Source organism: Stenotrophomonas sp. (assembly GCF_036662295.1).
In the GTDB taxonomy this organism is placed as follows: domain Bacteria; phylum Pseudomonadota; class Gammaproteobacteria; order Xanthomonadales; family Xanthomonadaceae; genus Stenotrophomonas.
In genome coordinates, this window is the sequence record NZ_JAVWXA010000021.1 from 26,144 (window position 1) to 50,804 (window position 24,661).

23 protein-coding genes are annotated in these 24,661 nt (G+C 66.4%); 15 read left to right on the plus strand and 8 right to left on the minus strand.

The genetic code is table 11. The features are described 5' to 3' along the window. Positions 1 to 34 precede the first annotated feature (34 nt). The 3 genes from RSA25_RS06315 to RSA25_RS06325 all read left to right on the plus strand — a co-directional run bounded on the left by RSA25_RS06315 (position 35) and on the right by RSA25_RS06325 (position 2,657). Positions 35 to 505: a hypothetical protein gene (locus tag RSA25_RS06315; RefSeq protein WP_332808054.1), complete on the plus strand. Its 471-nt coding sequence runs from the start codon at positions 35 to 37 to the stop codon at positions 503 to 505. A 144-nt stretch (positions 506 to 649) separates the two neighbouring features. Next, complete coding sequence (locus RSA25_RS06320; protein ID WP_017356179.1) at positions 650 to 1,327, plus strand: response regulator transcription factor; 678 nt, start codon at positions 650 to 652, stop codon at positions 1,325 to 1,327. After that, positions 1,290 to 2,657 (plus strand): HAMP domain-containing sensor histidine kinase, encoded by a 1,368-nt coding sequence (locus RSA25_RS06325; RefSeq protein ID WP_332808055.1) that lies wholly within the window; start codon positions 1,290 to 1,292, stop codon positions 2,655 to 2,657. Before RSA25_RS06320 ends, RSA25_RS06325 begins: the two co-directional genes overlap by 38 nt. 417 nt (positions 2,658 to 3,074) lie before the next feature. On the opposite strand, the gene coaE is transcribed toward RSA25_RS06325, so the two are convergent. The 3 genes from coaE to RSA25_RS06340 are packed head-to-tail and all read right to left on the minus strand — an operon-like array spanning position 3,075 to position 5,830. After that, positions 3,075 to 3,692, minus strand: a complete 618-nt coding sequence (gene coaE, locus RSA25_RS06330; RefSeq protein ID WP_332808056.1) for a dephospho-CoA kinase — start codon at positions 3,690 to 3,692, stop codon at positions 3,075 to 3,077. A gap of 10 nt (positions 3,693 to 3,702) precedes the next feature. Further along, positions 3,703 to 4,566: an A24 family peptidase gene (locus tag RSA25_RS06335; protein ID WP_332808057.1), complete on the minus strand. Its 864-nt coding sequence runs from the start codon at positions 4,564 to 4,566 to the stop codon at positions 3,703 to 3,705. 7 nt (positions 4,567 to 4,573) lie between these two features. After that, entirely contained in the window at positions 4,574 to 5,830 is a 1,257-nt protein-coding gene (locus RSA25_RS06340) for a type II secretion system F family protein (protein WP_332808058.1), read from the minus strand. A 358-nt stretch (positions 5,831 to 6,188) separates the two neighbouring features. Here RSA25_RS06340 and RSA25_RS06345 point away from each other — a divergent pair, with 358 nt between their 5' ends. From RSA25_RS06345 to RSA25_RS06380, 8 genes are all read left to right on the plus strand, one after another. Further along, a complete protein-coding gene (locus RSA25_RS06345) occupies positions 6,189 to 6,602 on the plus strand; it encodes a pilin (RefSeq protein WP_332808059.1) in 414 nt (137 codons plus the stop codon). Between the two features lie 91 nt (positions 6,603 to 6,693). Next, positions 6,694 to 7,098, plus strand: a complete 405-nt coding sequence (locus RSA25_RS06350) for a pilin (protein WP_332808060.1) — start codon at positions 6,694 to 6,696, stop codon at positions 7,096 to 7,098. Between the two features lie 29 nt (positions 7,099 to 7,127). After that, on the plus strand, positions 7,128 to 9,017 hold the full coding sequence (locus tag RSA25_RS06355; protein ID WP_332808061.1) for a hypothetical protein: 1,890 nt from the start codon (positions 7,128 to 7,130) through the stop codon (positions 9,015 to 9,017). An 81-nt stretch (positions 9,018 to 9,098) separates the two neighbouring features. Next, entirely contained in the window at positions 9,099 to 10,322 is a 1,224-nt protein-coding gene (locus RSA25_RS06360) for an oligosaccharide flippase family protein (protein ID WP_332808062.1), read from the plus strand. Positions 10,323 to 10,371: 49 nt separating this feature from the next. After that, positions 10,372 to 11,094, plus strand: coding sequence for a class I SAM-dependent methyltransferase (locus RSA25_RS06365; protein ID WP_332808063.1), 723 nt, complete (start codon positions 10,372 to 10,374; stop codon positions 11,092 to 11,094). Continuing rightward, positions 11,091 to 11,696, plus strand: a complete 606-nt coding sequence (locus RSA25_RS06370; protein ID WP_332808064.1) for an HAD family phosphatase — start codon at positions 11,091 to 11,093, stop codon at positions 11,694 to 11,696. Before RSA25_RS06365 ends, RSA25_RS06370 begins: the two co-directional genes overlap by 4 nt. A gap of 38 nt (positions 11,697 to 11,734) precedes the next feature. After that, complete coding sequence (locus tag RSA25_RS06375) at positions 11,735 to 12,346, plus strand: NTP transferase domain-containing protein (protein ID WP_332808065.1); 612 nt, start codon at positions 11,735 to 11,737, stop codon at positions 12,344 to 12,346. Positions 12,347 to 12,367: 21 nt separating this feature from the next. Next, on the plus strand, positions 12,368 to 13,789 hold the full coding sequence (locus RSA25_RS06380) for a hypothetical protein (RefSeq protein ID WP_332808066.1): 1,422 nt from the start codon (positions 12,368 to 12,370) through the stop codon (positions 13,787 to 13,789). On the opposite strand, the gene RSA25_RS06385 is transcribed toward RSA25_RS06380, so the two are convergent. From RSA25_RS06385 to RSA25_RS06395, 3 genes are read right to left on the minus strand one after another with little or no spacing between them, the layout of a single operon-like run. After that, positions 13,761 to 14,774 carry a glycosyltransferase family 4 protein gene (locus tag RSA25_RS06385; RefSeq protein ID WP_332808067.1) on the minus strand — a complete coding sequence of 338 codons (1,014 nt, stop codon included), beginning with the start codon at positions 14,772 to 14,774 and terminating at the stop codon, positions 13,761 to 13,763. The two genes, RSA25_RS06380 and RSA25_RS06385, sit on opposite strands and share 29 nt — an antisense overlap. After that, on the minus strand, positions 14,771 to 15,937 hold the full coding sequence (locus RSA25_RS06390) for a glycosyltransferase family 4 protein (protein ID WP_332808068.1): 1,167 nt from the start codon (positions 15,935 to 15,937) through the stop codon (positions 14,771 to 14,773). The genes RSA25_RS06385 and RSA25_RS06390 overlap by 4 nt, the downstream gene beginning before the upstream one ends. Further along, positions 15,934 to 16,809, minus strand: a complete 876-nt coding sequence (locus RSA25_RS06395; RefSeq protein WP_332808069.1) for a glycosyltransferase family 2 protein — start codon at positions 16,807 to 16,809, stop codon at positions 15,934 to 15,936. Before RSA25_RS06395 ends, RSA25_RS06390 begins: the two co-directional genes overlap by 4 nt. A 155-nt stretch (positions 16,810 to 16,964) precedes the next feature. Here RSA25_RS06395 and pilB point away from each other — a divergent pair, with 155 nt between their 5' ends. Both pilB and RSA25_RS06405 read left to right on the plus strand, forming a co-directional pair. Continuing rightward, positions 16,965 to 18,695 (plus strand): type IV-A pilus assembly ATPase PilB, encoded by a 1,731-nt coding sequence (gene pilB / locus RSA25_RS06400; RefSeq protein WP_332808070.1) that lies wholly within the window; start codon positions 16,965 to 16,967, stop codon positions 18,693 to 18,695. Between the two features lie 189 nt (positions 18,696 to 18,884). Further along, positions 18,885 to 19,355, plus strand: coding sequence for a hypothetical protein (locus RSA25_RS06405; protein ID WP_332808071.1), 471 nt, complete (start codon positions 18,885 to 18,887; stop codon positions 19,353 to 19,355). A 169-nt stretch (positions 19,356 to 19,524) separates the two neighbouring features. Here RSA25_RS06405 and RSA25_RS06410 read toward each other — a convergent pair whose 3' ends face one another. Further along, positions 19,525 to 20,910 carry a sigma-54 dependent transcriptional regulator gene (locus RSA25_RS06410; RefSeq protein ID WP_332808072.1) on the minus strand — a complete coding sequence of 462 codons (1,386 nt, stop codon included), beginning with the start codon at positions 20,908 to 20,910 and terminating at the stop codon, positions 19,525 to 19,527. 73 nt (positions 20,911 to 20,983) lie between these two features. Then, on the minus strand, positions 20,984 to 22,597 hold the full coding sequence (locus RSA25_RS06415; RefSeq protein ID WP_332808073.1) for a HAMP domain-containing sensor histidine kinase: 1,614 nt from the start codon (positions 22,595 to 22,597) through the stop codon (positions 20,984 to 20,986). A gap of 353 nt (positions 22,598 to 22,950) precedes the next feature. Between RSA25_RS06415 and sucC the strand changes: the two genes are divergently transcribed. Together sucC and RSA25_RS06425 are read left to right on the plus strand one after the other, a co-directional pair. After that, a complete protein-coding gene (gene sucC / locus RSA25_RS06420; protein WP_332808074.1) occupies positions 22,951 to 24,120 on the plus strand; it encodes an ADP-forming succinate--CoA ligase subunit beta in 1,170 nt (389 codons plus the stop codon). A 21-nt stretch (positions 24,121 to 24,141) separates the two neighbouring features. Continuing rightward, a partial coding sequence (locus RSA25_RS06425) for a CoA-binding protein (RefSeq protein WP_332808075.1) occupies positions 24,142 to 24,661 on the plus strand: 520 nt, incomplete at its 3' end.

A 24,661-nucleotide genomic window follows, 5' to 3' on the forward strand; every position in this document is an offset into this window, starting at 1 on the left:
GGCGCTTCGTTCATGGAAGGATGGAGTTTTGACGATGCGTCGATATACCGTTTTTGTCCTTGCCCTGCTGGTAGTCGGCAGCGCCCACGCCAAGCGCGGCGAAGAGGCGGTCAAGATGACCGAGAGCGAGCCGGTGGCCGCCCAGGTCGACCGGATCAAGGCCGCGCTCAACAGCGAGGACTACAGCGAAATCAGCCAGGATGACCGGGCACGGGTGCAGCAGGCGCTGGGCCGCATCCAGGAAAAGATGGACGGCCACAGCCTGTCCAGCGAGCTGAATCCGACCGATCGCACCGCCGTGTTCAACGACCAGGAGCTGGTCAACACGGTGATGGGCAAGGCCAAGGAAGACAGCCGGCTGATCTGCCGCCGCGAGCGCGCCACCGGCAGCAACATGCAGCAGAGCGTGTGCACGACCGTGGCCCAGCGGCGCCGGGCCAATGAAAACGGCCGGGCCCTGCTCAACGAGCACCAGCAGTTCAACAATCTCAACCCCGGCCGGTGATTTGACGCCGCCATGGCACAGGCCGGTGTCTACTGTTAACAATGAAGCCTGTATCGTTCAGCAGGCAGCGCAAGGTAATGGCGTGCCGCGGCCCCGTCCGCGGCACCGCCGTCCGGGCCAATCCCTCATGAAACAGAGGTCACAGTGCGAATTCTTGTAATTGAAGACAACAGCGACATCGCCGCCAACCTGGGCGACTACCTCGAAGACCGCGGGCATACCGTGGACTTCGCCGCCGACGGCGTGACCGGCCTGCACCTGGCCGTGGTGCACGAGTTCGACGCGATCGTGCTGGACCTCAACCTGCCGGGCATGGACGGCATCGAAGTCTGCCGCAAGCTGCGCAACGAAGCGCGCAAGCAGACCCCGGTGCTGATGCTCACCGCACGCGATTCGCTGGACAACAAGCTGGCTGGCTTTGATTCCGGCGCCGACGACTACCTGATCAAGCCGTTCGCGCTGCAGGAAGTGGAAGTGCGCCTGAACGCGCTGTCCCGTCGCGGCAAGGGCGTGCAGACGCGCGTGCTGGAAACCGGCGACCTGGAATACAACCTGGACACGCTGGAAGTGCGCCGCCAGGGCAAGCTGCTGCAGCTCAACCCCACGGCGCTGAAGATCCTGCAGGCACTGATGGAAGCCGCGCCCGCCGTGGTCACCCGCCAGGAGCTGGAGACCCGCGTGTGGGGCGAAGAACTGCCCGACTCGGACTCGCTGCGCGTGCACATCCATGGGCTGCGCGCGGTGGTGGACAAGCCGTTCGAGGTTCCGCTGATCCAGACCCGCCATGGCATCGGATACCGCATCGCCGCGCCGGAAGCCTGATCCGGTGACGGGCAGGGGGGAGCGCCGCCGGGGCCCATACCGGCGCCGGCTGCGCAGCCGCATCATCGTGTCATTCGTGCTGTTGGGCTTCTGCCTGACAGCGTTGTTTGCCTTCGCCACCAACCTGGCCCGCGCGCGCGTGGAAAACCAGCTGGTCGAAGACGTGATGAACCGCAACATCAACGAGTATGCGCACCGCTACTTCGCTGATCCTTCGCGCAACCCCGATCTTCCCGTGCAGCAGATGCGCGCGCGCATCGTGGGGCCGGACAAGTTCGAAGCGCTTCGCCAGGAAGAGCCGGACTGGTATGAATTCCGCGATGGCATCCACGGCCTGAGCGGCGTGGACGAGCGGGGCAACCCGTTTTCCTACAAGCTGGCGGTACGCAAGACCCCCGACGCTTGGTTCTTCCTCGCCTACGACATGACCGAAAGCCTGCGTGGCGCAGAGCAGTTGAACCGCGCGCTGTTCTTCTCGGTGCTGGTTTTCAGCGCCTTGTCGCTGGTGCTGGGCTGGTGGTCGGCCTCCAAGGTGATGAAGCCGGTGTCCGACCTGGCCGCACGCCTGCGCGCCTACCGGGGTGGCACCAGCGAGCCGGAACCACTGGCGCCGCGCTTCCCTGACGACGAGGTGGGCCAGCTGGCCCAGGCGCTGGACGATTATTCGTCGCGGCTGACCGAGGTGGTGCAGCGCGACCGCGAGTTCAACGCCGACGTCAGCCATGAGTTGCGCACGCCGCTGGCCGTGATCCGGGGGGCAACCGAGCTGCTGCTGACCCGGCCGGATCTGGACCCCAAGGTGCTGCAGCGCCTGCAGCGCATCCAGCGAGCCGAACAGCAGTGCACGGATCTGATTGGTGCGCTGTTGCTTCTCTCGCGCAACGAGCGCGGGCAGGGCAGCAGCAACGTGGCACGGGTGGCAGAGCAGTTGCTTGATTCACACCGTGCGCAGCTGGGCGGCAAGCCGCTGGAACTGGTGCTGGAAGGCGACCGCGACCTGGTCATCGATGCGCCCGAATCGGCGTTGTCGGTGGCGCTGGGCAACCTGATCGGCAACGCGGTGAAGTACTCGCAGACCGGATCGGTGCGGGTGCGCATCACCGGCAACCAAGTCGATGTGATCGACAGCGGGCCGGGCCTGAGCGCGGAAGACGCGGCCAAGCTGTTCCAACGCGGCTACCGCGGCACCCATGCCGGCCACTCGCAGGGCGGCGGTATCGGGTTGTCCATTGTCAGCCGGTTGTGCGACCTCTACGGCTGGCAGGTCAGCGTGCGCCCCGGCGACGAGCGCGGCGTGGTGGCCACGTTGACCTTCGCGCCGGCGCTTTGATCGGGTGGTGGCAGACCATTTGATCCGGTAGTGCCACGCCATGCGTGGCAGGCTTTCGCGCGCAGGGCCGGGTACATGTGCAGCCACCCATGGGGTGGCTCTACCCCGGAGGTGATCGGGTAGTGCCACGCCATGCGTGGCAGGTTTTCCGCACAGGGCGGGGGCGCGTGCAGCCACCCACGGGGCGGGATCCGGTAGTGCCACGCCATGCGTGGCAGGTTTCCGCGCCGGGCGGGGCGCGTGCAGCCACCCAGAGCGGGGGTGATCGGGTAGTGCCACGCCATGCGTGGCAGGTTTTCCGCACAGGGCGGAGGTGCGTGCAGCCACCCACGGGGTGGGATCCGGTAGTGCCACGCCATGCGTGGCAGGCTTTCACGCGCTGGGCGGGTTACATGTGCAGCCACCCATGGGGTGGCTCTACCCGCGGTTGGCGGCCAGGGTGCGGTAAAGGCGGTCGAGGTGCTCGACCTGAGCCTGCAGGTGGTCGGGCGGGCCGTCATTGGCGACGACGTCGTCGGCCAGGGCAAGGCGCGCCTCGCGGCTGGCCTGGGCGGCGATCATGCGGTCGGCCAGCTCGGCGGTGATGCCGTCGCGCTGCAGCAGGCGGGCGTGCTGCACGGCCACCGGCACGTCCACCACCAGGATGCGGTCCAGCCACGGGTATTGCCCGCGGCCGCCGGCTTCGGTCAGCAGCGGGATGGCGGCCATGGCATACGGGCCTGCGGCCTGCTCGCAGGTCGCGCGCAGCAGCGTGCGGATGGCCGGATGGGTGATGGCTTCCAGCGCCTGGCGCTCCTGCGGCGAGGCGAAGATGCGCTCGCGCAGGGTGGCACGGTCCAGTTGCCCGTCGGCCAGCACGATGCCGGGGCCGAAGTGGGCGACGATCCGGGCCAGGCCCTCGCTGCCGGGCGCGACCACCGCGCGCGCGGCCACATCGGCGTCGGCCACGGTGATGCCCAGTGCCTCGAAACGGCGGCTCAGCTCGCTCTTGCCGGCGGCGATGCCGCCGGTCAATCCGATGAGGTAGCGCGCCATCGGTCGGGCCTCAGCGCAGGCCGGCAAAGCCCATATAGGCGCTGATGATCTGCTCGCCCCACATGAACACGATCCAGCCGGCAATGGCCAGGTAGGGGCCGAACGGAATCGGCGTGGCCCGGTCGCGGCCGCGCGAGTACAGCCAGATCGAGCCGATGATCGCCCCGATCACCGACGACAGCAGGATGGTCGGCAGGATGCCCTTGAGCCCACACCAGGCGCCCAGCGCGGCCAGCAGCTTGAAATCGCCGTGGCCCATGCCTTCCTTGCCGGTGATCTGCTTGAACAGCCACCACACCGACCACAGCGACAGATAGCCGGCCAGTGCGCCCAGCAGCGCCGGCTTGGCCGGCATGTACAGGTTGTCGCTGGCCGCGATCAGCCCCAGCCACATCAAGGGCAGGGTCAACTGGTCCGGCAGCAGCTGGGTGCGCAGGTCGATCCCGGACAGGGCCACCAGGAAGCAGCTCAGCACGATCGCGCCAAAGCCCTGCCAGCCAAACCCGAACTGCCACACGCTGGCCAGCACCAGCAGGGCGGTGAGTGCTTCCACCAGCGGGTACTGGATCGAGATCGGGGCCTGGCAGTGGCGGCATTTGCCGCGCTGCACCAGCCAGCTGAACAGCGGGATGTTCTCGTACCAAGCCAGCTTGTGCTTGCAGTGCGGGCAGTGCGAGGGCTCCACCACGATCCCCGGCGGTGGCGGCTCGTAGATATCCGGCTCTTCCAGCACTTCGCGGGCGTCGCGCTTCCACTGCCACTCCAGCCGCTTGGGCAGGCGCAGGATCACTACATTGAGGAAGCTGCCCAGAAGCAGTCCCAGGCCGGCCGCGGCGGGATAGCCGAGGCCGGGATGCTGGTCGAGAAATGCCATGTATGTATCAGACCACCGAAGCGAGTTTGAAGATGGGCAGGTACATGCCGATCACCATGCCGCCCACGATGGTACCAATAACCACCATCACGATCGGCTCCAGCAGGCTGCTCAGCGCGTCGACCGCGTTGTTGACCTCCTGCTCGTAGTACTCGGCCACCTTGAACAGCATCGCATCCAGCGCACCGGCCTCTTCACCGATGCCGGTCATCTGGATGACCATATGCGGGAACAGGTTGGTCTGCTTCATGGCCATGTTGACCGGATAGCCGACCGACACGTCATCGCGCATGCGCAGCACGGCCTCCTCGTAGACCATGTTGCCGGTGGCGCCGGCGACGATGCTCAGCGCCTCCACCAGCGGCACGCCGGCCTTGAAGGTCACCGCGGTGGTGCGGGCGAAGCGGGCGATGGCACTGTTGTGCATCAGCTGGCCGATTACCGGCACCTTCAGGATCAGGCGGTCCAGGCCGTGCTGCATCTTGGGCGAGCGCTTGTAGGCGGCAATGAAGGCGAACACGCTGCCCACAATGACGATCAGGATCGGCAGCCACCAGGACACCATGAACCGCGACAGGTTCACGATCATCTGGGTGAAGGCCGGCAACTCGGCGCCGAAGCCCTTGAACACGTCCTCGAACTGGGGCACCACCCAGACCAGCAGGATGCCGCTGACGATCATCGCCACCGCCATCACCATGATCGGGTAGAACAGGGCCTTCTTGATCTTGCCCTTCAGTGCCTCGATGTTCTCTTTGTAGTTGGCCACCGTTTCCAGCACGGTCTCCAGCACACCGGCGCCTTCACCGGCCTTGACCAGGTTGCGGTACAGCTCATCGAACTGCACCGGGTGGCGGCTGATCGCCTCATACAGCGAGGAGCCGCCCTCGATGTCGGTGCGGATGGTGTCCACCATCTTCTTCATGCGCGGGTTCTTGTGCCCGTTGGCGATGATGTCCAGCGCACCCACGATCGGCACGCCCGACTTCATCATGGTCGCCATCTGGCGGCTGAAGAAGGCGATGTCCTTGGCGCTGATCTTGGCCCCGGCCGCACCAAACAGCGGCTTGGGCTTGGGCTTGACCACGGTGGGCGTGATGCCCATGCGACGCAGCTCCGCGCGCAGCAGGTTCATGTTCTTGGCGGGCTGTTCGCCCTTCATCTTCACACCCCGCTTGTCGGTCCCCTCCCAGACAAACGGCTGCAACTCCATGGTGCTACGCGCCACGGGCTCTTTCTTGACTGCACTACGGCTGACAGACATACGGGCTCCCCAGCCACGCCATCCCCAGGCGGGCTATCTGCGCGAGATGGTAGCTGGTTCCGGGGGCGCTGGGCAGCCCTCCGGCGGGGCGATCGTTGACCGGGCGTCTGGACCCGCTCGGTCACAAGGTGACGCAACACGTCACATTGCCGGATTGGTCGCAGTTTTCTGTGAGGGGGGTTCCAATCCTGAAGATTGCTGCCATCATTGCGCCGGGGAATGCTGGGGAGCATTGCTGATGAAGTTGGCACGCAACCTGCTTTGATCCACCCGCACGGGCGCCAGCCTTGCTCACCGGTTCGCCGGCCCAGGCTTCGACCCAGTGTTCATTTTTTTCCTACCTCTAGGGGATGTACTCATGAAGAAGCAGCAGGGCTTTACCCTGATCGAACTGATGATCGTTGTCGCGATCATCGCCATCCTGGCCGCCATCGCACTGCCGGCTTACCAGAACTACGTCGCCAAGTCGCAGGTCACTGCCGGTCTGGCCGACATCCGTGGCGGCGTGACCGCGTTCGAAGAAGGCATCCAGTCGGGTACCAAGACCGGCGCGGCGACCGTTGCCGACCTGGGTCTGGCTTCCAGCACCCCGCGTTGCGACATCGTCCCGACCGGCAACTGGGAAGCCGCTACCGGCCAGAAGATCACCTGCACCCTGAAGGGCAACCCGAAGGTGGCCAACCAGACCATCGAGCTGGAGCGCAATGGCTCGGGCGCATGGAACTGCAAGGCTCAGTCCACCCTGGACGACTACAAGCCGGCTGGCTGCTAATTCATAGCGCCACGTCTGTTTGAGGAAAGGGGGCGGTTTCGCCCCCTTTTCTTTTGAAAGACAACCAAACAGCATCCTATGGGGGGACGCCATGCGTGGGGAGCGTGGTTTTACGTTGATCGAGCTGATGATCGTGGTTGCGATCATCGCGATCCTGGCAGCCATCGCGCTGCCGGCTTATCAGAATTATGTGGCCAAGTCGCAGTTGACGGCGGGCCTGGCCGAAGTGACCGGCGGTCGGACGATGTTCGAATCGCAGGTGCTGGCCAACAATGTCACTACCTTCGACCTCGCGGCCATCGGGCTGCCCAGCAGCACCGCGCGGTGTCGCATGAGTATGTTGTCCACCGATCAGGGCTATATCCGCTGCACCCTGCGCGGCAGTCCGACGGTGGCCAACAAGACCATCGAGATCGCCCGCAGCCGCTCCGGGGAATGGCGCTGCAAGGCCGATGCCTCGCTGGATGCAAAGCTGCTGCCGGCGGGCTGCGGTTGATTGATCGGTAGTCGAGGGAGACGGTGTTGTTGAACGGTGAGCGTGATACGAAGCTTTGGCAGCAGTGGGCAGGACTGGCTGTGCTGGTCGCTGTTGTACTGGGGGTCTATTGGCCAGGCCTCACCGGTGCCTTCATCTTCGATGACTACAGCACGATCGTGGAAAACACGCGGTTGCACGTGGATACGTTGCAGCCGTCGTTGATCTGGCAAGCGGCAACCTCGTTCGACCCAGGCGGCACCTTCGGTGCGCGTCCGTTGGCGATGGCCACGCTGGCGGCCAATCATGCGTTGGGCGGTTTGAATCCGTGGGGCTACAAGCTGGTCGGGCTGCTGGTACATGCCGGCAACAGCCTGCTGGTGTATCTGCTGGTCAGCCTTTTGCTCGGCGCCTCCACGGGCGTGACCGCTCGCAGTCGGCGCCTGGTCGCGTTGACGGTGGCGCTGCTTTGGGCGGTCCATCCCATCCAGGTATCCAGCGTGCTGTACGTGGTCCAGCGGATGGAGACATTGGCCGCGACCTTCATGTTGGCGGCTCTCATCTGCTATCTGCACGGGCGGTTGCGCCAGATCCAGGGCGCGCGTGCGTGGCCGTGGTTGCTGGCTGCCGGCCTGCTCACCCTGACCGGCCTGCTCTCCAAGGAGACAGCGGTACTGGTGCCGGTATACACGCTGGCGATGGAGCTGACCGTGCTCCGGTTCGCGGCGGCCAGTTCCCGCGTGCAGCGTGGCTGGCAGTTGCTGTATGTGGCGATGGTCGCGGTCGGTCTGGTCGTGTTTGTTGCGATGGTGATCCCGCGCTACTGGACCGAGCACTACCTGGCCCGCAACTTCGGTACGGCAGAGCGGCTGCTGACCCAGCTGCGCGTACTGCCGATGTACCTGCAGCAGATGTTCCTGCCCACGCCGGGCACGCTTACGTTCTACTATGACAACGTGCAACCCTCGCGCGGGCTGCTGCAGCCGGTGACCACGCTGCTGGGCGGGCTGCTGCTGGCGGGCCTTCTCGCCGCAGCGCTCTGGTTGCGCAGGCGTGCGCCGCTGTTTGCGCTGGGCGTGATGTGGTTCCTGGCCTCGCATCTGTTGACCAGCAATGTGATCGGCCTGGAACTGGTGTTCGAGCACCGCAATTATCTGGCCCTGCTCGGGGTGCTGCTGGCGCTGAGCGATCTTGTGCTTCGCCTGCCGGCGGCATCGCGCGCACTGGTGGTGCCCGCTGCCGCTGCTGCCCTCGTCGTCACCTGCCTCGGACTCACCCTGATCCGCGCGGCGACCTGGGGCAACCCGTTGTTGCTGGCAACCGAACTGGCGGTGGAGAACCGGGGCTCGGCGCGCGCCAGCGCTGACCTGGCGGCCCGGTACGTGGAGATGTCCGACGGTTACTCCACGTCGCCTTTCATCAACATGGCCATCGCCGAATTTGAACGCGGTGCAGCCTTGCCCAACGCGTCGATCATCAGCGACCAGGGCCTGATTCTGGTGGCGGCGCACAATGGCCGCCCCGTGCCTGACGCGTGGTGGGACCGCTTGCTGACCAAGGTCCGTACCGGCATGTTGAGTCCGGAAACGACCGGGGCGCTGTTTTCGCTGCTGGCCAATCGCTACAAGGGCGTGCCGCTGGACGATGCGAAGCTGGTCCAGGCATTCGGTGCGCTGTTCGAACGGGCGACGATGCCGCCTTACAGCTATGCCCAGGTGGGCGACTTCGCCATGGTACATGCCCGTGACGAGGCCTTCGCCGACGCGATGTTCGTCCGCGCGATCGAGACCAGTGGGGGCCAGCCCGAGTATGCCCGGAAGGTTATTGATACCCTTGAGGGTAAGGGCTGGCATCGGCAGGCTGCGTTGGCACGTGCGAAGGCGCAGGCCATGGGCATGCCAGGCATCGGCGCCGCCCCGGCTGCCGAGCATCGGGACTGAGCGCCCGGGCAGTACCGGTAGATACGGCCGCCCTGCGGCTCACGCACCTCCCCACTGCTGACGGACCGTTTCCAGCGCCCCATGCCATCTCCGCTCGCCCGCAACACCGCGTTGATGGTCTTCTGGCAGGTCCTGCGGGCCGGTCTGCAGGCGGTCTGGGCGATCGGGCTGGCCCGGGTCCTGGGGCTGGGGGGCTACGGCACGTTTGCCGGGCTGGCCGGGTTGGCCACGGCGCTGGGTGCCCTGAGTGGCATCGGATTCGGCCTGCTGATGCTGCAGGCTGCCTCGCGTGATGCCGGCACGTTTGCCCTGCAATGGCGCAAGGCCCTGTGGCGGCTGCTGGGGAGCAGCATGGTGCTGGGCGCAGCCTATCTCCTGCTGGCGATCCATTGGCTGGAAAGTCCCGTCGTGCTCATCGCACTGCTCGCCATCGCCATTCCCGAGCTGCTGCTGGTACCGCTGGTCACCCTGGCCAGCTACGCCTTCCAGGCACATGACCGGATGGGGTGGGCCGGCGCGATGTATGCCTTGGGACCGCTGGGTAATGTGGTGGCGCTGCTGGTCTGCGTGTCATTGTCCGCCTCCGTCTCCCTGACCCAGTATCTCCAGTGGCACGTGCTGCTGGGCGCGGTCGCCACCGCAATGGCGTTGCTGGCGGTCGCGCGACGGCTGCGACCTGGCTGGGCCCCTGCCGGCGCCGCCCCGGGCGAGTATGCCGACGCGTCCGGCTTCCTGGCCATGCGCGTGGTGGACACCGGGCTGGGCACGCTCGATAAATCGCTGGTCTATCGACTGGCCGGCGCCGACGTAGCCGGCCACTACACGGCTGCCTACCGGCTGGCCGCACTCATTGCACTACCAGCGGTGTCCCTGGCGATATCGGCCGCGCCCAAGTTGTTCCGCCGTCTGGGCGGCGCCGAGGAGCAGGCGCGGTTCCTGCGCCGACTCGCTGCTGCAGGGGTGGGGCTGGGCCTGGTCAGCATCCCGGTGGCCTGGGCGTTGTCCTTCGCGCTGCCATGGCTGTTTGGCGCGGAGTTCGCCCATGCTGCCGACCTGGCGCGGTTGAATTGCCTGTTCCCTGCATTGCTTGGCTTGTCGGCACTAGGCTGTACCATGTTGATGGCACGCGGACGCAAGCGGATACGGATCGGGCTGCAGCTGGGGGCGCTGCTGCTGTTGCTGGTGCTGATGGTGGCCTGGGTACCGGCGTATGCCGGGGCCGGGGCGGTCCTGGCACTGGGAGCGACGTATCTGCTGCTGGTCGCCGCGTTGTGGTGGACCGTATGGCGACCTGCGCAGGCATGAGAACAGGGGAACAGGTGTGGCAAGGATAACGACAGCATTCGGCGACGCATTGACGCCCGAGATCGATCCGGACGAGGTCGCGGCGTTCTTTGCCGATCGTGCCCGTCGCATCGACGAGGTGGGCCCCACGCGCGCGGTCATCTATCAGGACAAGCAAGGCGATCTGGCCGAGCGTCGCGATGCGGCCGAGATCGCACGCGTGCTGCCGATCCTGCGACTGGACGGCCGCCAGGCGTTGCTGGACGTCGGTTGCGGCACCGGGCGCTGGAGCCGTCGGTTGGTGCCGATGGTGGCGCGCTATCACGGCATCGATTCCACTGATGGGCTGCTGGCGCATGCACGCGCCCAGCACCAGGACGACCCGCATTGTCGCTTCACGCATCTGCACGCCGAGCAGCTGTCGGTCGCGGCGTTGGGCGAGGCGGATTTTGATCGCGTCCTCTGCGCCGGTATCTGCATGTACCTCAACGATGCCCAGCTGACCACGCTGTTCGGGGCGATCGGCGAGGTGACTACCGCCGGCGCACTGGTGCTGCTGCGCGAGCCCGTGGCGGCTGAGTCGCGGCTCACCCTGAAGGGGCATTTTTCCGCCGAGCTGGAACACGATTATCACGCCATCTACCGCAGCGTGCCCGAATTCATGGCGCTGCTGCAGCCCACGTTGCTGCAGGCGGGCTTCGCTCTGGTAGGCGAAGGCGATGTCTATGCGCAGGATGGCCTGAACAACCGCGCCGAAACCCGCCAGCGCTGGTTCCTGCTGGAGCGCGCATGAGCGGCACCGCCTTTTGTTTCGACCTGGATGGCACGCTGACCTCCACCGAGATCCTGCCCTGCATCGCGGCCGAACTGGGTATCGCGGGGGAGATCGCCACATTGACCCGGCTGACCATGGACGGCCACGTGCCGTTCGAGGATTCGATGCGCCTGCGCACGCTGATCCTGGGGCAGGTGCCGCTTTCGCGCGTGCACGAGATCATCGAGGCCGTGCCGTTGTCGACCGAACTGCAGGCATTCGTCAATGACCATGCCGACCGCTGCTTCGTGGTGACCGGCAACCTGGACATCTGGATCGCGCCGATGATCGCGCGCCTGGGCTGTCGGTCGTTCAGTTCCAGTGCGGTGGCCGCGCCAGGTGGCGTGCAGCTGCAGTCCATCCTGGCCAAGGATGACGCGGTGCGCAGATTGCGCCGGGAGGGGGGGTATGAGCGGATCGTCGCCGTCGGCGATGGTGCCAACGACGTACCAATGTTGCGGGAAGCGGACATCGGCATCGCATACGGTGGCGTGCATGCACCTGCACCGCAGACCATCGCCGTGGCCGATATTGTCGTCAATGATGCGAGTAGTCTATGCAAGCTATTGAAGGCGCTGTAATCGCCTGTGCCGGCCTGGGTTCGCGCCTGGGTATGGGCATGCCCAAGTGCATGATCGAGATCGACGGCGTCACGCTGCTGTCGCGGTTGATTCATGCCCTGCAGCCCCTGGTTCCGCGCATCCATGTGGTGGTGGGCTATCGCGAAGAATTGATCATCGACCACTGCAGTCGCCATCATCGCGACGTCGTGCTGGTGCGCAACCCGGAGTATCGCACCACCAACACCGCCCACAGCATCCGGATGGGCTCGGTCGGGATGCAGCGCCGCGTGTTGTACCTGGATGGCGACCTGATCATCGAACCCGCGTCGCTGCGGGCCTTCGTCGAGGCCGCGGCAACGGTGCCGCTGCTGGTGGGCGTCACCCGTGCAAAAAGCACCCAGGCGGTGTTCGTCAGTACCGGCGTTGACGGCGATGATGTGGTTGATCGGGTGTCGGCCTTCCACCGCGACCCGGTGACGCCGTGGGAGTGGGCCAATATATTTGCCGGCCCGCCCGACCTGCTGGTCCCCGGCACGCGCTATGTGTACGAGTGCATCGAGCCGCTGCTGCCTGCAGCGGCTCGCGCCCTGGAGTTGTTCGAAGTGGATACGCCGGAAGACCTGGCGTTGGCGCAGGCCGGCATCACCGGCTTTGCCAGGGCAGAGTGATCGGTGTCGCCGGCGTTGCGCGTGCTGTTCCTGCTGCAGCGCCCGGAGGCATGGGGCAACGTGGCTGCGCTGTGGGCACGGATGCAGGCCGATCCGCGCTTTGAGCCCGTGGCGTGGCTGCTGCCCTACAACGTGGGCGACTCGCGATTGAGTGCTGCGCGCGCGGACATCCATCGTGCGCTGCTTGCATCGGAAGGCATACCATTCGTCGAGTGGGTGCCTGGCATCCGCATGAACGTCGGTCAGTTCGACGTGGCCGTGTTCACCCATCCCTACGACCGGGAACGCCCACCGGCGCTGTGGTTCCACCAGGTTCGCCGCTGCGTGGATCAGGTGGTATACATCCCCTACGGCCTGACCGTGGGCGCGGGTGCCAAGAACCTGCGGCTGCAGTTCGCCCAGCCCTTGCAGATCGGCGCCGATCTCATCGTGGCGCGGGCGCCGGGCGAGAAGGCCATGTATGCGCGGCATTGCCCGCGTGCGGATGGCCATGTGCAGGTGCTGGGCCACCCCCGCTTCGATCGCATGGTGCAGGCCTTGCAGGCGCCGCTGGATGGCGGGCTGCAGGCCCGCATCGGTGATCGCGCGGCATTTCTCTGGAACAGCCATTTCAGTTTTGGCCATCGCTACTCGCAGTCGTCCAACTTCTCCACCTTCGACCTGCTGGGGCCGGAGATGTTCGAGTACTTTCTGGCGCGGCGAACGTCGCTGTGCCTGGTATGGCGACCGCATCCGGCGCTCTTTCCCGCGCTGCTGGAGCAGGGGCTGTTGAGCGCCGAGCAGTTGCCGCTGCTGCGCGATGAGCTGGCAGGACTGGGGGTCGTGTTGGACGAATCGCCCGGACACCTGGCCGCATTCGCCTGTTCGCACGCCATGATCAGTGACCCCGGGTCATTCCTGTTCGATTACCTGGCCATGCAGCGCCCTTTGTTGGCCTTGTTGAATCCCGAGGGCGAGCCGCTCAACGAGGAGGCGTCGGCGTTGGTGAATGCCGCCGGCGGCGCCTCGGCGATGGCCCCGGTGGAGGCGTTCGTGGCGGCGGTGGTGGACGGTCGGATCGATGCGGGGGCGCTTGCCCGGCGCAGGAAGCAATTCCTGCCGTATGCCGATGGTCACAGCGCGGCACGCATCTGCGCGGCGATCCTCCATGACACGATGGCATGCGATGGCATCGGTACGGTCATCGGCTCGTATCCCTCTGCCGAGCCGACCGCCGCGGTTCCGCTCGGCTCGCCTGTGTTGGTCGATGTGGCGTTGCCGCCGGTGTTGGCGCACCTGCTGGTTGGACTGCGCCGTATCCGCGCGGAGAAGGCCGCCGAGAGCGGGGCGCGCAAAGTACTGCGACGCGCAATGAACCGGGCGCGGACCGGGGTGGGCGAGCGCATCAAACAGCATCCGGTCCTGATGGCCGCGCTTAACGGCCTGCGCGAACGCCGGAAGTGAGGGTCTCGTACAACCCGATGTAGCGATCCATGGCCTGGTCCTGGCCGAACAGGCGTTCAGCCCGATGACGCGCATTGGCGCCCAGCTCCCTGCGCAGGCCAGGATCGGCGGCGAGCCGCTGGAGGTGCATCACCATCGTGTCCAGGTCATCAACCGGGCCCAGCAGCGCCGTTTCGCCATGGCGGCAGACTTCGGCCGTGCCCGTGCTGTCAAACCCAACAACCGGGATGCCGCAGGCCATCGCTTCCAGTGCGACGTAGCCGAAGGCTTCGTACCGGGTAGGCAGGAGGACCACGTCCACGTTGTTGTACAGACGCGGCATGTCTTCCGGCAGGTGGCGCGGCAACACGGTGACGCGTCCGTAGGCCAATGCAGCGTCAGCGCGCAGTCCACCCAGGCACGAGACCTCGAACCCATCGCCCAACCGCGCCGCCAGTGCAGGGAGGACATCGCTGCCCTTGCGTTTTGACGGGTTGCCGACGAACAGGCAGCGTAGGGGCAGATCCGCCGGCTGCCTCGGGCCAGCCGGTGCGAACTGCTCCAGATCCACCCAGTTGTGGATGTGGGCGATCGGCCGCTGCAGGGTGTGCTGCATGGCCTCGGCGGTATGCTGGCTCACGGCGACCAGGCCATCGGCCAGCCGATACGACGCCCGCACCTGGGGCTGGATCAGGGCGCGATGATAGAGGCGCTGCAGCGGCGTGCGGAACGGGGCGAAGGCCGGGTCGCCGATGTAGTGGTGCTCGGTGACCAGGAGCGGGAGTTCGGGGCGCTTGAATACATGGGCGGTCCAGCTGTTGCCGTGTACAAGCTGGGTGCCTGGCGGTGCCGGCACGCGCCGCAGCAGGTATGGCCATGGCTCATTGCGATGCGCGAAGAACTGCGGCACTGGTTCGTGGCCCCGTGCCGCCAACGCATCGGCCATGCGCAGCGTGAACACGTCGGTGCCGCTGCCGGTGCGGATGGCGGGCAGCCACACCTTCATGGGGCGGTCCGCTCTGCGACGCCCAACACGTCGCGCACCTGGCGGCCGAACGCATCCCAGTCGAACGCCGAGGCAAAGGCACGCATGGGCACCGACGGCAGTGGGCGATGGATCATCTCGATCACCGCCTCGGCCAAGGCGGCGCTGTCACCTGGCGCCACCAGTGCGCCGGAGATGCCGGCCGCGACGGCATCCACCACCCCCCCACTGGCGTAAGCCACGGTAGGCAAACCGTGCGCGGCTGCCTCGATGGCGACCATGCCAAAGCCTTCGGGGTCGCTGCGCTGGGAGCGGACAGGAAATACATGCACGGCGGCGCAGTGCATGGCCACCGACAGTGCCTCGTCGCTGACCTCGCCGATGAAGTGGATGCGTGGTGCCATCGACGGGGACGCGGCGGCGAGGATCTGGTCCGGGGTCAGCATCTCAGACCCCAGCGCCTGACTGGCCGCGCCACCGATGACCACCAGCGCGGCGTTGGGATGGGCCTGGAGTATCGCCGGCAACGCATCGCGGACGAACTCGAGCAGCCCCTTGCGGGGGGTCAGCCGGCCGACCGACAGGAGCAGCGGTCCCTCTCCCAGCGCGTGCTGTGCCCGGAATGCCTTGCCGTCGGCCGCGCGGCGGGCAGGATCGGGCACGAGCGGCAGGGCGACGCCGGGATGAACGCGATGGATTTTCGCCGGCGCGATGCCTGCATCGACGGCAAGCGCGGCCGTCGCACTGCTGTTGACGATGACTACGTCCAGGCGTCTCAGGAAGGGGAGCCACAGGCGGCGGTACACGGCATTGTCGACCGTGATGTCCAGCCCGTGCAGGTATGCCGCGCTACGGCCGTTGAAAACACGGCTGACGAGCCAGGCATGCGGGGCGGTGAGTCCGCTGCCGGCCAGGTAGAGGTTCGGGCGGCGCCGCAGGCCAAGTGCCAGGCAGTGCCAGAAGGCGGCCAGCAGGAAACGCCACAACGGGCGCAGTGGTACTTCGCGTACTTCCGGGCCAGGCAGGGCCAGGCGGGCCGACCCGTGTGGACCGACCGCCTGCACGTCCGTGGTGCGTTGCAGTTGCTGCAGCAGGTGCCAGTTCAGGCGCTCCATGCCGCCCTGCAGCGGCGGCAGGTTGCGGGTAACCAGCAACAGGCGCGCGCGCTGCGACGTCCCCCTCATTCCCGATCCCGCCCATCCCGCGCCGCCAGATAGGTCAGCCCGGTGATCTGTTCGGAGATCAGTCCGATCAGGAAGATGATCACCGAGGCGCTGAACAGCAGGGTGCTCATGTTGGTGAAGCGGTGCATGGTGGCGAAGGTGTAGCCGTAATACCCCAGCCCGAGCAGGAAGAAGCCCACCGCGATGGGGGCGAACAGCTTCAGCGGCGAGTACAGCGTGGCGATCTTGAAGATGATCAGCAGGAAGCGGATGCCGTCCTTGATCGGGCGGATGTGGCTGCCGTTGCCGACCCGCTTGGCCACCGGGATGGGCACGTAGGCCACCGGGTAGGCACTGCGGAAGAACGCCATGGTGCTGGTGGTGGGATAGCTGAAGCCGTTGGGCAGCAGGTGCAGGAACTCGCGGAAACGCGCGGCGCGGGCCGCGCGGAAGCCGGAGGTGAGGTCCATGATCCTGAACCCGGTCATGCGGCTGGCCAGCCAGTTGTAGAACCGGTTGGCCAGGCCGCGGTGGACGCTGGCCTGGCCGCTGCTGTCGCGGGCGCCGACGACCATGTCATAGCCCTCGTCGAGCTTGCCCAGCAGGGCCTGGATGTGGGCCGGGTCGTGCTGGCCGTCGGCGTCCATGAACACCAGGACCTCGCCGCTGGCGGCACGCGCGCCGCGCTTGATGGCCGCGCCGTTGCCCATCGAATACGGGCTGGACAGGACCTTGGCGCCGTGGGCGCGGCCGATCTCGGCGGTGTTGTCCGAGGAGCCGTCGTCGACCACGATCAACTCGGCGTGCGGATACCGCTGGCGCAGGGCCGGCAGGGTCCGCAGCAGGCCCTCCGCTTCGTTCTTGGCCGGCAGGATGATGCTGATGCTGTTCACGTTGTTTCCCCGATTTCCCCGCGCCAATGTTAACCCGCCGCCCCTGCCGACGGGGGCGGCCGGGCGGGCCGTCAGGCCCGGTCAACGCACCGGCACGGCCCCTCGCGCGCCGCAATGCAGTAATCTTCCGGCATGACATGGGGAGCTTGCATCCAATGAATGCCGTGGTTACTGCCAATCTCGTCGGGATCACCGGCATCGCCCGCCGCCTGGTCCAGGATGGCGCGCTGGACGAAGCGGCCGCGCGCGATGCGATGGCCAAGGCCAGCGTGGCCAAGCAGCCGCTGCCGCAGTACTTTGCCGAGAAGCGGCTGGTCACCGCCGCACAGCTGGCGGCGGCCAACGCGCTGGAGTTCGGCATGCCGCTGCTGGACGTGTCGGTGTTCGACAGCGCCCACAGCGCGATCAGCCTGGTCAGCGAGGAGCTGCTGCGCAAGCACCACGTGCTGCCGCTGTTCAAGCGCGGCGGCAAGCTGTTCATCGGCACCAGCGATCCCACCCATTCGCTGGACGAGATCAAGTTCCACACCAACCTGGTGGTCGAGCCGATCCTGGTCGACGAGGAGCAGATCAAACGGACGCTTGAGCAGTGGCAGTCCAAGCACGACACGCTGGGTGGCGGGCTGGGCGGCGATGACGAAGGCATGGGCGACCTGGACGTCTCCGGCGGCGACGAAGACGGCGGCGCCGGCGGCGACACCGGGCACGATGCCAAGGGCGATGACACTCCGGTGGTGAAGTTCGTCAACAAGGTGCTGGTCGATGCGATCCGCAAGGGCGCCTCGGATATCCATTTCGAGCCCTACGAAGACGATTACCGGGTGCGCTTCCGCATCGATGGCCTGCTCAAGAACGTGGCCAAGGCCCCGGTCAAGCTCAACCAGCGCATCGCCGCGCGCCTGAAGGTGATGTCCCAGCTGGACATCGCCGAAAAGCGCGTGCCGCAGGACGGGCGCATCAAGCTCAACCTGTCCAAGACCAAGCAGATCGACTTCCGCGTCAGCACGCTGCCCACGCTGTTCGGCGAGAAGATCGTGCTGCGTATCCTGGACGGCAGCGCGGCCAAGCTGGGCATCGACAAGCTCGGCTACGAGGCCGAGCAGCAGCGGCTGTTCCTGGACGCCATCCACAAGCCCTACGGCATGGTGCTGGTGACCGGCCCGACCGGCTCGGGCAAGACCGTCTCGCTGTATACCGCGCTGGGCATCCTCAACGATGAGACGCGCAACATTTCCACCGCCGAAGACCCGGTGGAAATCCGCCTGCCCGGCGTCAACCAGGTGCAGCAGAACGTCAAGCGCGGCATGACCTTCGCCGCCGCGCTGCGCTCGTTCCTGCGCCAGGATCCGGACATCATCATGGTCGGCGAAATCCGCGACCTGGAAACGGCCGAGATCGCGATCAAGGCCGCGCAGACCGGCCACATGGTGCTCTCCACCCTGCATACCAACGATGCGCCGCAGACCATCGCGCGCTTGATGAACATGGGCATCGCCCCGTTCAACATCACCAGCTCGGTCACGCTGGTGATCGCCCAGCGCCTGGCCCGCCGCCTGTGCAGCAACTGCAAGCGCTCCATCGAGCTGCCGGCCAATGCGCTGCTGGCCGAGGGCTTCACCCAGGCGCAGATCGACGCCGGGATCCGGCTGTATGAGCCGGTGGGCTGCGAGGAGTGCACCGAGGGCTACAAGGGCCGTACCGGTATCTACCAGGTGATGCCGATGAGCGAGGAAATCGCGGTGATCGTGCTGGCCGGCGGCAACGCCATCCAGATTGCCGAAGCCGCGCAGAAGGCCGGTATCCCGGATCTGCGCCAGTCCGCACTGATCAAGGCCGCGGCGGGCACGACCAGCCTGGCCGAGATCAACCGCGTGACCAAGGACTGACGCAACGTCCGGCGATCAACGTCGCGGCCTCATTGGCCGCGGCGGATTGCGCTGCAGGCAGCCTGTCCTGCGCGAAGTTTCGGCAGGCTTGCAGTCGATTTGCCTGCATTTGCCCTATTCGTGGAGACGCCCGATGCCCTGCCTGTGCTGTCCAGATCAACCGAGCGGCGGTCTTCTGGAGGGATTGCTATGAAGAACGTCAACGCGCAGATGCAGAGATTCAGAGAGGCAAGTCGACATATCTGGAATGCCTATCTGATGCCTGGCGAAGGCGTCGTCGACATGGTGGTCGAAGACGCTTTCCACGACATTGAGCGGGCGCTGCTGCGGAGCATGGTGCTCGATGGAAGTGCAGCGGCAGATCACTACCGACAATCCGCCATCGGCGGGCTTTTCGTGAAGCCCAAGCTCGGTTACCCGGAGGTGCCGGTCCAGTTGGCGAGTGCGGGGATCGAAGGAAACACATACTGGAGCAAGGTTGAACTGGTTGTTGCTGCAGATCTTCCTGACCTTGAGTTCGTGGATTTTTTTGACTGGATGCACTACGGGTATATCGACCACGGCATTGTTCGTGCAGTCGAGCGCGGCTCTGGACGGCGGGTACTGATCGAAAATAGGTACTGCGATTTTTGGTGGAACGACGAAGGCGATCATCGCTAGCGTCAAGATGCTTTCACGTGCACTGTTGAAAAGCAGGGGCGGAGAAACGGTTGGCTCGCTCTCCGCAGTGCTGGGTTTGATGTCGATTGAATCGCATGCCCGCACATGATGTACATGAAGTCGCCTGTGCCTGGCGTTTTGAAGCGCCGTGGCACGCCATGCGTTGGCGCTAATCCATCCCCAGCTTTTTCAACTTGTACCGCAACGCGCGGAAGGTGATCCCCAGCTGCGCGGCCGTGCGCGTCTTGTTCCAGCGGTTTTCTTCCAGCGCCTTCTGGATGGCGGTGCGCTCCATCTGCTCGATGTAGGAGGGCAGGGCGCCGTTGCCCGGCGGCAGGTCGACCACGGCTTCTTCCTGCACCGCCGAGGCGCCGCTGCCCTGGCGCTGGCTGCCCGGTTGGGGCAGGCGCAGGTCGCTGGCGCCGATGCTGTCCGTTTCGGCCAGGGCGAGGGCGCGCTCGAGGATGTTCTCCAGCTCGCGCACGTTGCCCGGGAAGTGGTACTGGGCCAGCGCATCCAGCGCCGAGGGCGCCAGCAGCGGGGTGGCGCGCTCGTGGGTGCGGGCCAGCCGCGCCAGGATCGAGGCGGCCAACTGCGGCAGGTCGCTGCGACGCTCGCGCAGCGGCGGCACGCGCAGCTCGATCACGTTGATGCGGTAGTACAGGTCGTGGCGGAAGCGGCCATCCTCGACCAGCTCGCCCAGGTCCTTGTGGGTCGCCGACAGGATGCGCACGTCCACCGGCACCTCGGTGGCCGAGCCGACCGGGCGGATCGACTTTTCCTGGATCGCGCGCAGCAGCTTGACCTGCATCTGCAGCGGGAGCTCGGCCACTTCGTCCAGGAACAGGGTGCCGCCATGCGCCGCCTGGAACAGGCCAGGCTTGTCGGCGTGGGCGCCGCTGAAGCTGCCCTTCTTGTGCCCGAAGAATTCGCTTTCCATCAATTCGGACGGAATGGCGCCGCAGTTGACCGGCACGAACGTCCCGGCCGCGCGCGCGCTCTGCGCGTGGATGGTGCGGGCCACCAGTTCCTTGCCCACCCCGGACTCGCCCAGGATGTAGACCGGGGCCTGGCTGCGCGAGACCTTGGCGATGGTGCTGCGCAGGGCGTCCATGGCCGGCGATTCGCCGAGCAGGCGCGCGGCCTGTTCGCTGGCCAGTGCCACCGGCACCACGCGCTCGCTGTTGTTGAGTTCCAGTGCGTGCTTGACCAGCCCGCGCAGCACGGCGATGTCCACCGGCTTGCTGACGAAATCGAACGCGCCGGCCTTCAGCGCTTCCACCGCCAGGTCCATGCTGCCGAAGGCGGTGATCATCGCCACCGGCGTGCGCGGGTAGTGCTGGGCGATCTCGGTGACCAGCTCGATGCCGTTGCCGTCGGGCAGGCGCATGTCGGTGATGCACAGGTCGTAGGGATTGCTGGCCAGCAGCTCGCGGGCTTCGGCGAGGTTGGCCGCGGTGCTGATCCGCAGGCCCATCCGGCCCAGGGTCAGTACCAGCAGTTCTCGGATGTCACGTTCGTCGTCGACGACGAGGGCGCTGCGGTTTTCGTTCATATGGGGGAAAGATAGCCGAGGGCGGTTGAATCCGACAAATGTTTGACGGTGGGCGGGGCCGCGGTGGGCCCGGTCATGGCGGCAGCATCGTGTGCGGACCGGCCAGGACCAGCCGGAAGCAGGCGCCGCCGGCGGGGACCGAGACGTATTCCAGGGTGGCCTGGTTGGCCCGGCACAGCTCGCGGGCGATGTACAGGCCCAGCCCGGTGCCGTGCTCGGAGGTGGTGAAGAACGGGCGGAACAGCTGGCTGGCCACGGTCTCGGGGATGCCCGGGCCGCGGTCCATCACATCGATCACCGCCGCGCGGTCCTGGCGCGCCACGCGCAGCCGCACGCGGGCCGGCTCCTGGCCGATCCGGCCGTACTTGAGCGCGTTGTGCACCAGCACGGTGAGCATCTGGTGCAGGTGGCGCGGGTCGATCAGGGCGTGCACCGAGGTCTCGGTGATGATCGGCTCCACGCTGTCGGTCTCCAGGCTCAGGCCCTGCTTGTACTCCAGCACGAAGCGGCGCACGAAGGCGGCCAGGTCCAGGTTTTCCGGGTTGGCGCGCTCGCGCCGGGCCAGGCCGAGCACGCTTTCCACGATGCCGTTGGTGCGTTGGCACTGCTGGTGGATGATCTGCAGCAGGCGGCGGTCGGTGTCGCCGATCGCGGTGGATTCCTCCAGCAACTGGGCCGCGTAGTTGATCGCCGCCAGCGGGTTGCGGATCTCGTGGGCCAGGCTGGCCGAGAAGCGCCCCATCGCCGACAGCGTCAACGACTCGGCGCGGCGCGAGACCACGCTGGAGTCGTCCAGGAACACCAGGGTGAGGTCGCTGCCGGCCAGCAGGCGCGCGAAGCGGGGCTGCACCTCGGGCTGGTCGGGGGACAGCTGCAGGGGCGTTTCTTCGTTGGTCCAGCCGTTGCGCCAGCGCTGCAGGCGCCGGCTCAGGTCCGGTGCGGCGCTGCCCAGCTCGAGCAGGCCGCTGCCGCCGTTGCCCTGGCCATCGCCGATCAGGGTGGAGGCGGCCTCGTTGGCCAGGGTGATGCGGTTGGCGCCATCCACCACCAGCACGCCGGTGCGCATGCGGCGGATGATCAGTTCGTTGATTTCAAACAGGTTGGCTACCTCGTCGCCGCGCTGGTTGGCCAGCTGCTGGTTGCGCCGGGCACGGTTGCCGACCTGGTAGCTCACGAAGGCCAGGGCCAGGTAGCTGGTGATGAACATGGCCAGCTCGGCCAGGGTGCGGGTCGGGTCCCCGCCCTCGACCAGCTTCCACACGTATTCCCCGGCGGTGGCCGCGCTGGCGGTCAGCGCGATGCCCATGCCCAGCGACAGCGGCAGCAGGGTGGCGGCGGCCGCGACGTTGAACAGCAGGGACATGGAGATGCCCGCGCTGGCCCCGGGCAGGGCATGGGCGAGCAGGGTGGCGGCGACGATGTCCACGGCCACGCCGCCCACCACGATCGGGCGCAGCCAGCGCTCGTTGCGGCCCACCACCAGGATGACCAGCGACAGCAGCAGGTAGGCGCCGCTGACCCAGGCGGCCAGGCGCGGGTGGTCGGCCGCGCCCACCAGCCCGTTCAACGGGCTGAACAGCAGGGCGGCGATCACCGCGGCGATCAACACCCGGTAAAGCGCGAAAAAGTACAGCTCCCGCCTCGGTATGGACTCGATGCGGTCGATCAGTGAAGCGCTGGGTGACACGCCGGAACTCCCCTTCTGGCTGCCCTGGTGGAGACCGGCCGCCGGCGACCGTCCTTCAACGGCCCGGGCCCGCTCCGTCGAAGGGCCAGTATAGGCAAGCCGGGCGGCGGACGGGGCGGGCCGGGCCTGCGTTGCCGCGCAATTGACGGGGCCGGCCCACGCCCCGGCGCGCCGGTTGCCGGCGCAACTGCCTGAATGACCGTGGAAAACCGCCCGGCGCCGGTGCCGGGCACGCGCGTCTTTGCGCCTGCGCGCCGGCTCGTCCACAATAGTGGGCCCGCCGCGGTCCGTACCGGCGCCCCGTGAGGGAGCCCTGGAGATGCGTGCGGTCGTTCCTATTCCCACGGTGACGCATGAATTTCCACGAATACCAGTCAAAACAACTGCTTGCCGAGTACGGCATTCCCGTTCCGGCCGGCAAGGTCGCGGCGACCCCGGACGAAGCAGTCGCGGCGGCCAACGCCCTGGGCCAGGGCCCCTGGATGGTCAAGGCGCAGATCCACGCGGGCGGCCGCGGCAAGGCTGGCGGCGTCAAGTTCTGCAAGACCACCGACGACGTGAAGGCCGCTGCGGCCAAGATGCTCGGCACCAAGATGGCCACCTACCAGACCGCCGGCGTCGAACTGCCGGTCAACCTGGTGCTGGTGACCACCGCCGGTGAGATCGTCAAGGAACTGTACCTGTCGGTCCTGGTCGATCGCGGCACCAAGACCATCACCTACATCGCCTCTTCCGAGGGCGGCGTGGAAATCGAGCAGGTCGCTGCCGAAACCCCCGAGCTGATCCACTCGCTCAACGTCGATTTCGTCGAAGGCGTGCAGGGCTACCACGGCCGTGATTTCGGCTTCAAGCTGGGCCTGACCGCCAAGCAGGCCGGCCAGTTCGCCAGCATCATGGTGAACCTGTACCGCCTCTTCAACGAAAAGGACCTGGCCCTGGTTGAAATCAACCCGCTGGCCATCCTGGACGACGGCAACCTGTACGCGCTGGACGGCAAGTTCGACAGCGACGACAACGCCGCGTTCCGTCAGAAGGCGCTGGTCGCCATGCGCGACAAGACCCAGGAAGACGAGACCGAAGTGACCGCTTCGGAGCTGGACATCAACTACGTCACCATGGACGGCAACATCGGCTGCATGGTCAACGGCGCCGGCCTGGCCATGGCCACCATGGACGTCATCAAGCTCAACGGCGGCGAGCCGGCGAACTTCCTGGACGTGGGCGGCGGTGCCAACAAGCAGCGCGTCATCGAAGCCTTCAAGCTGATCCTGTCCTCGGACAAGGTCGAAGGCATCTTCGTCAACATCTTCGGCGGCATCGTCCGCTGCGACATGATTGCCGAAGGCATCATCGCCGCGGTGAAGGAAGTGGGCGTCAAGGTGCCGGTCGTGGTGCGCCTGGAAGGCACCAACGTGGAAGAAGGCAAGCAGCTGCTGCGCGACAGCGGCATGGCCATCATCCCGGCCGACAACATCAACGACGGTGCCAAGAAGGTCGTCGAAGCTGTCAAGAACGCCGCCTGATCCGACACCGAAGGAAATCCAATGTCTGTTTTGATTAACAAGAACACCAAGGTGATCGTGCAGGGCTTCACCGGCCAGCAGGGCACCTTCCACGCCACCCAGATGATCGAGTACGGCACCCAGGTGGTCGGCGGCGTGACCCCCGGCAAGGGCGGCACCACCCATATCGACCTGCCGGTCTTCAACACCGTGGCCGATGCCGTGGCTTCCACCGGCGCTGACGCGTCGGTCATCTACGTGCCGCCGCCGTACGCGGCCGATGCGATCCTGGAAGCGGCTGCGGCCGGCATCAAGGTCATCGTGTGCATCACCGAAGGCATCCCGGTGCTGGACATGCTGCGCGTCAAGAACGTGCTGACCCGTGCCCATCCGGACACCGTGCTGGTCGGTCCGAACTGCCCGGGTGTCATCACCCCGGGTGAGTGCAAGATCGGCATCATGCCGGGCCACATCCACATGCCGGGCAAGATCGGCATCGTGTCGCGCTCGGGCACCCTGACCTATGAAGCGGTCAAGCAGACCACCGAAGTCGGCCTGGGCC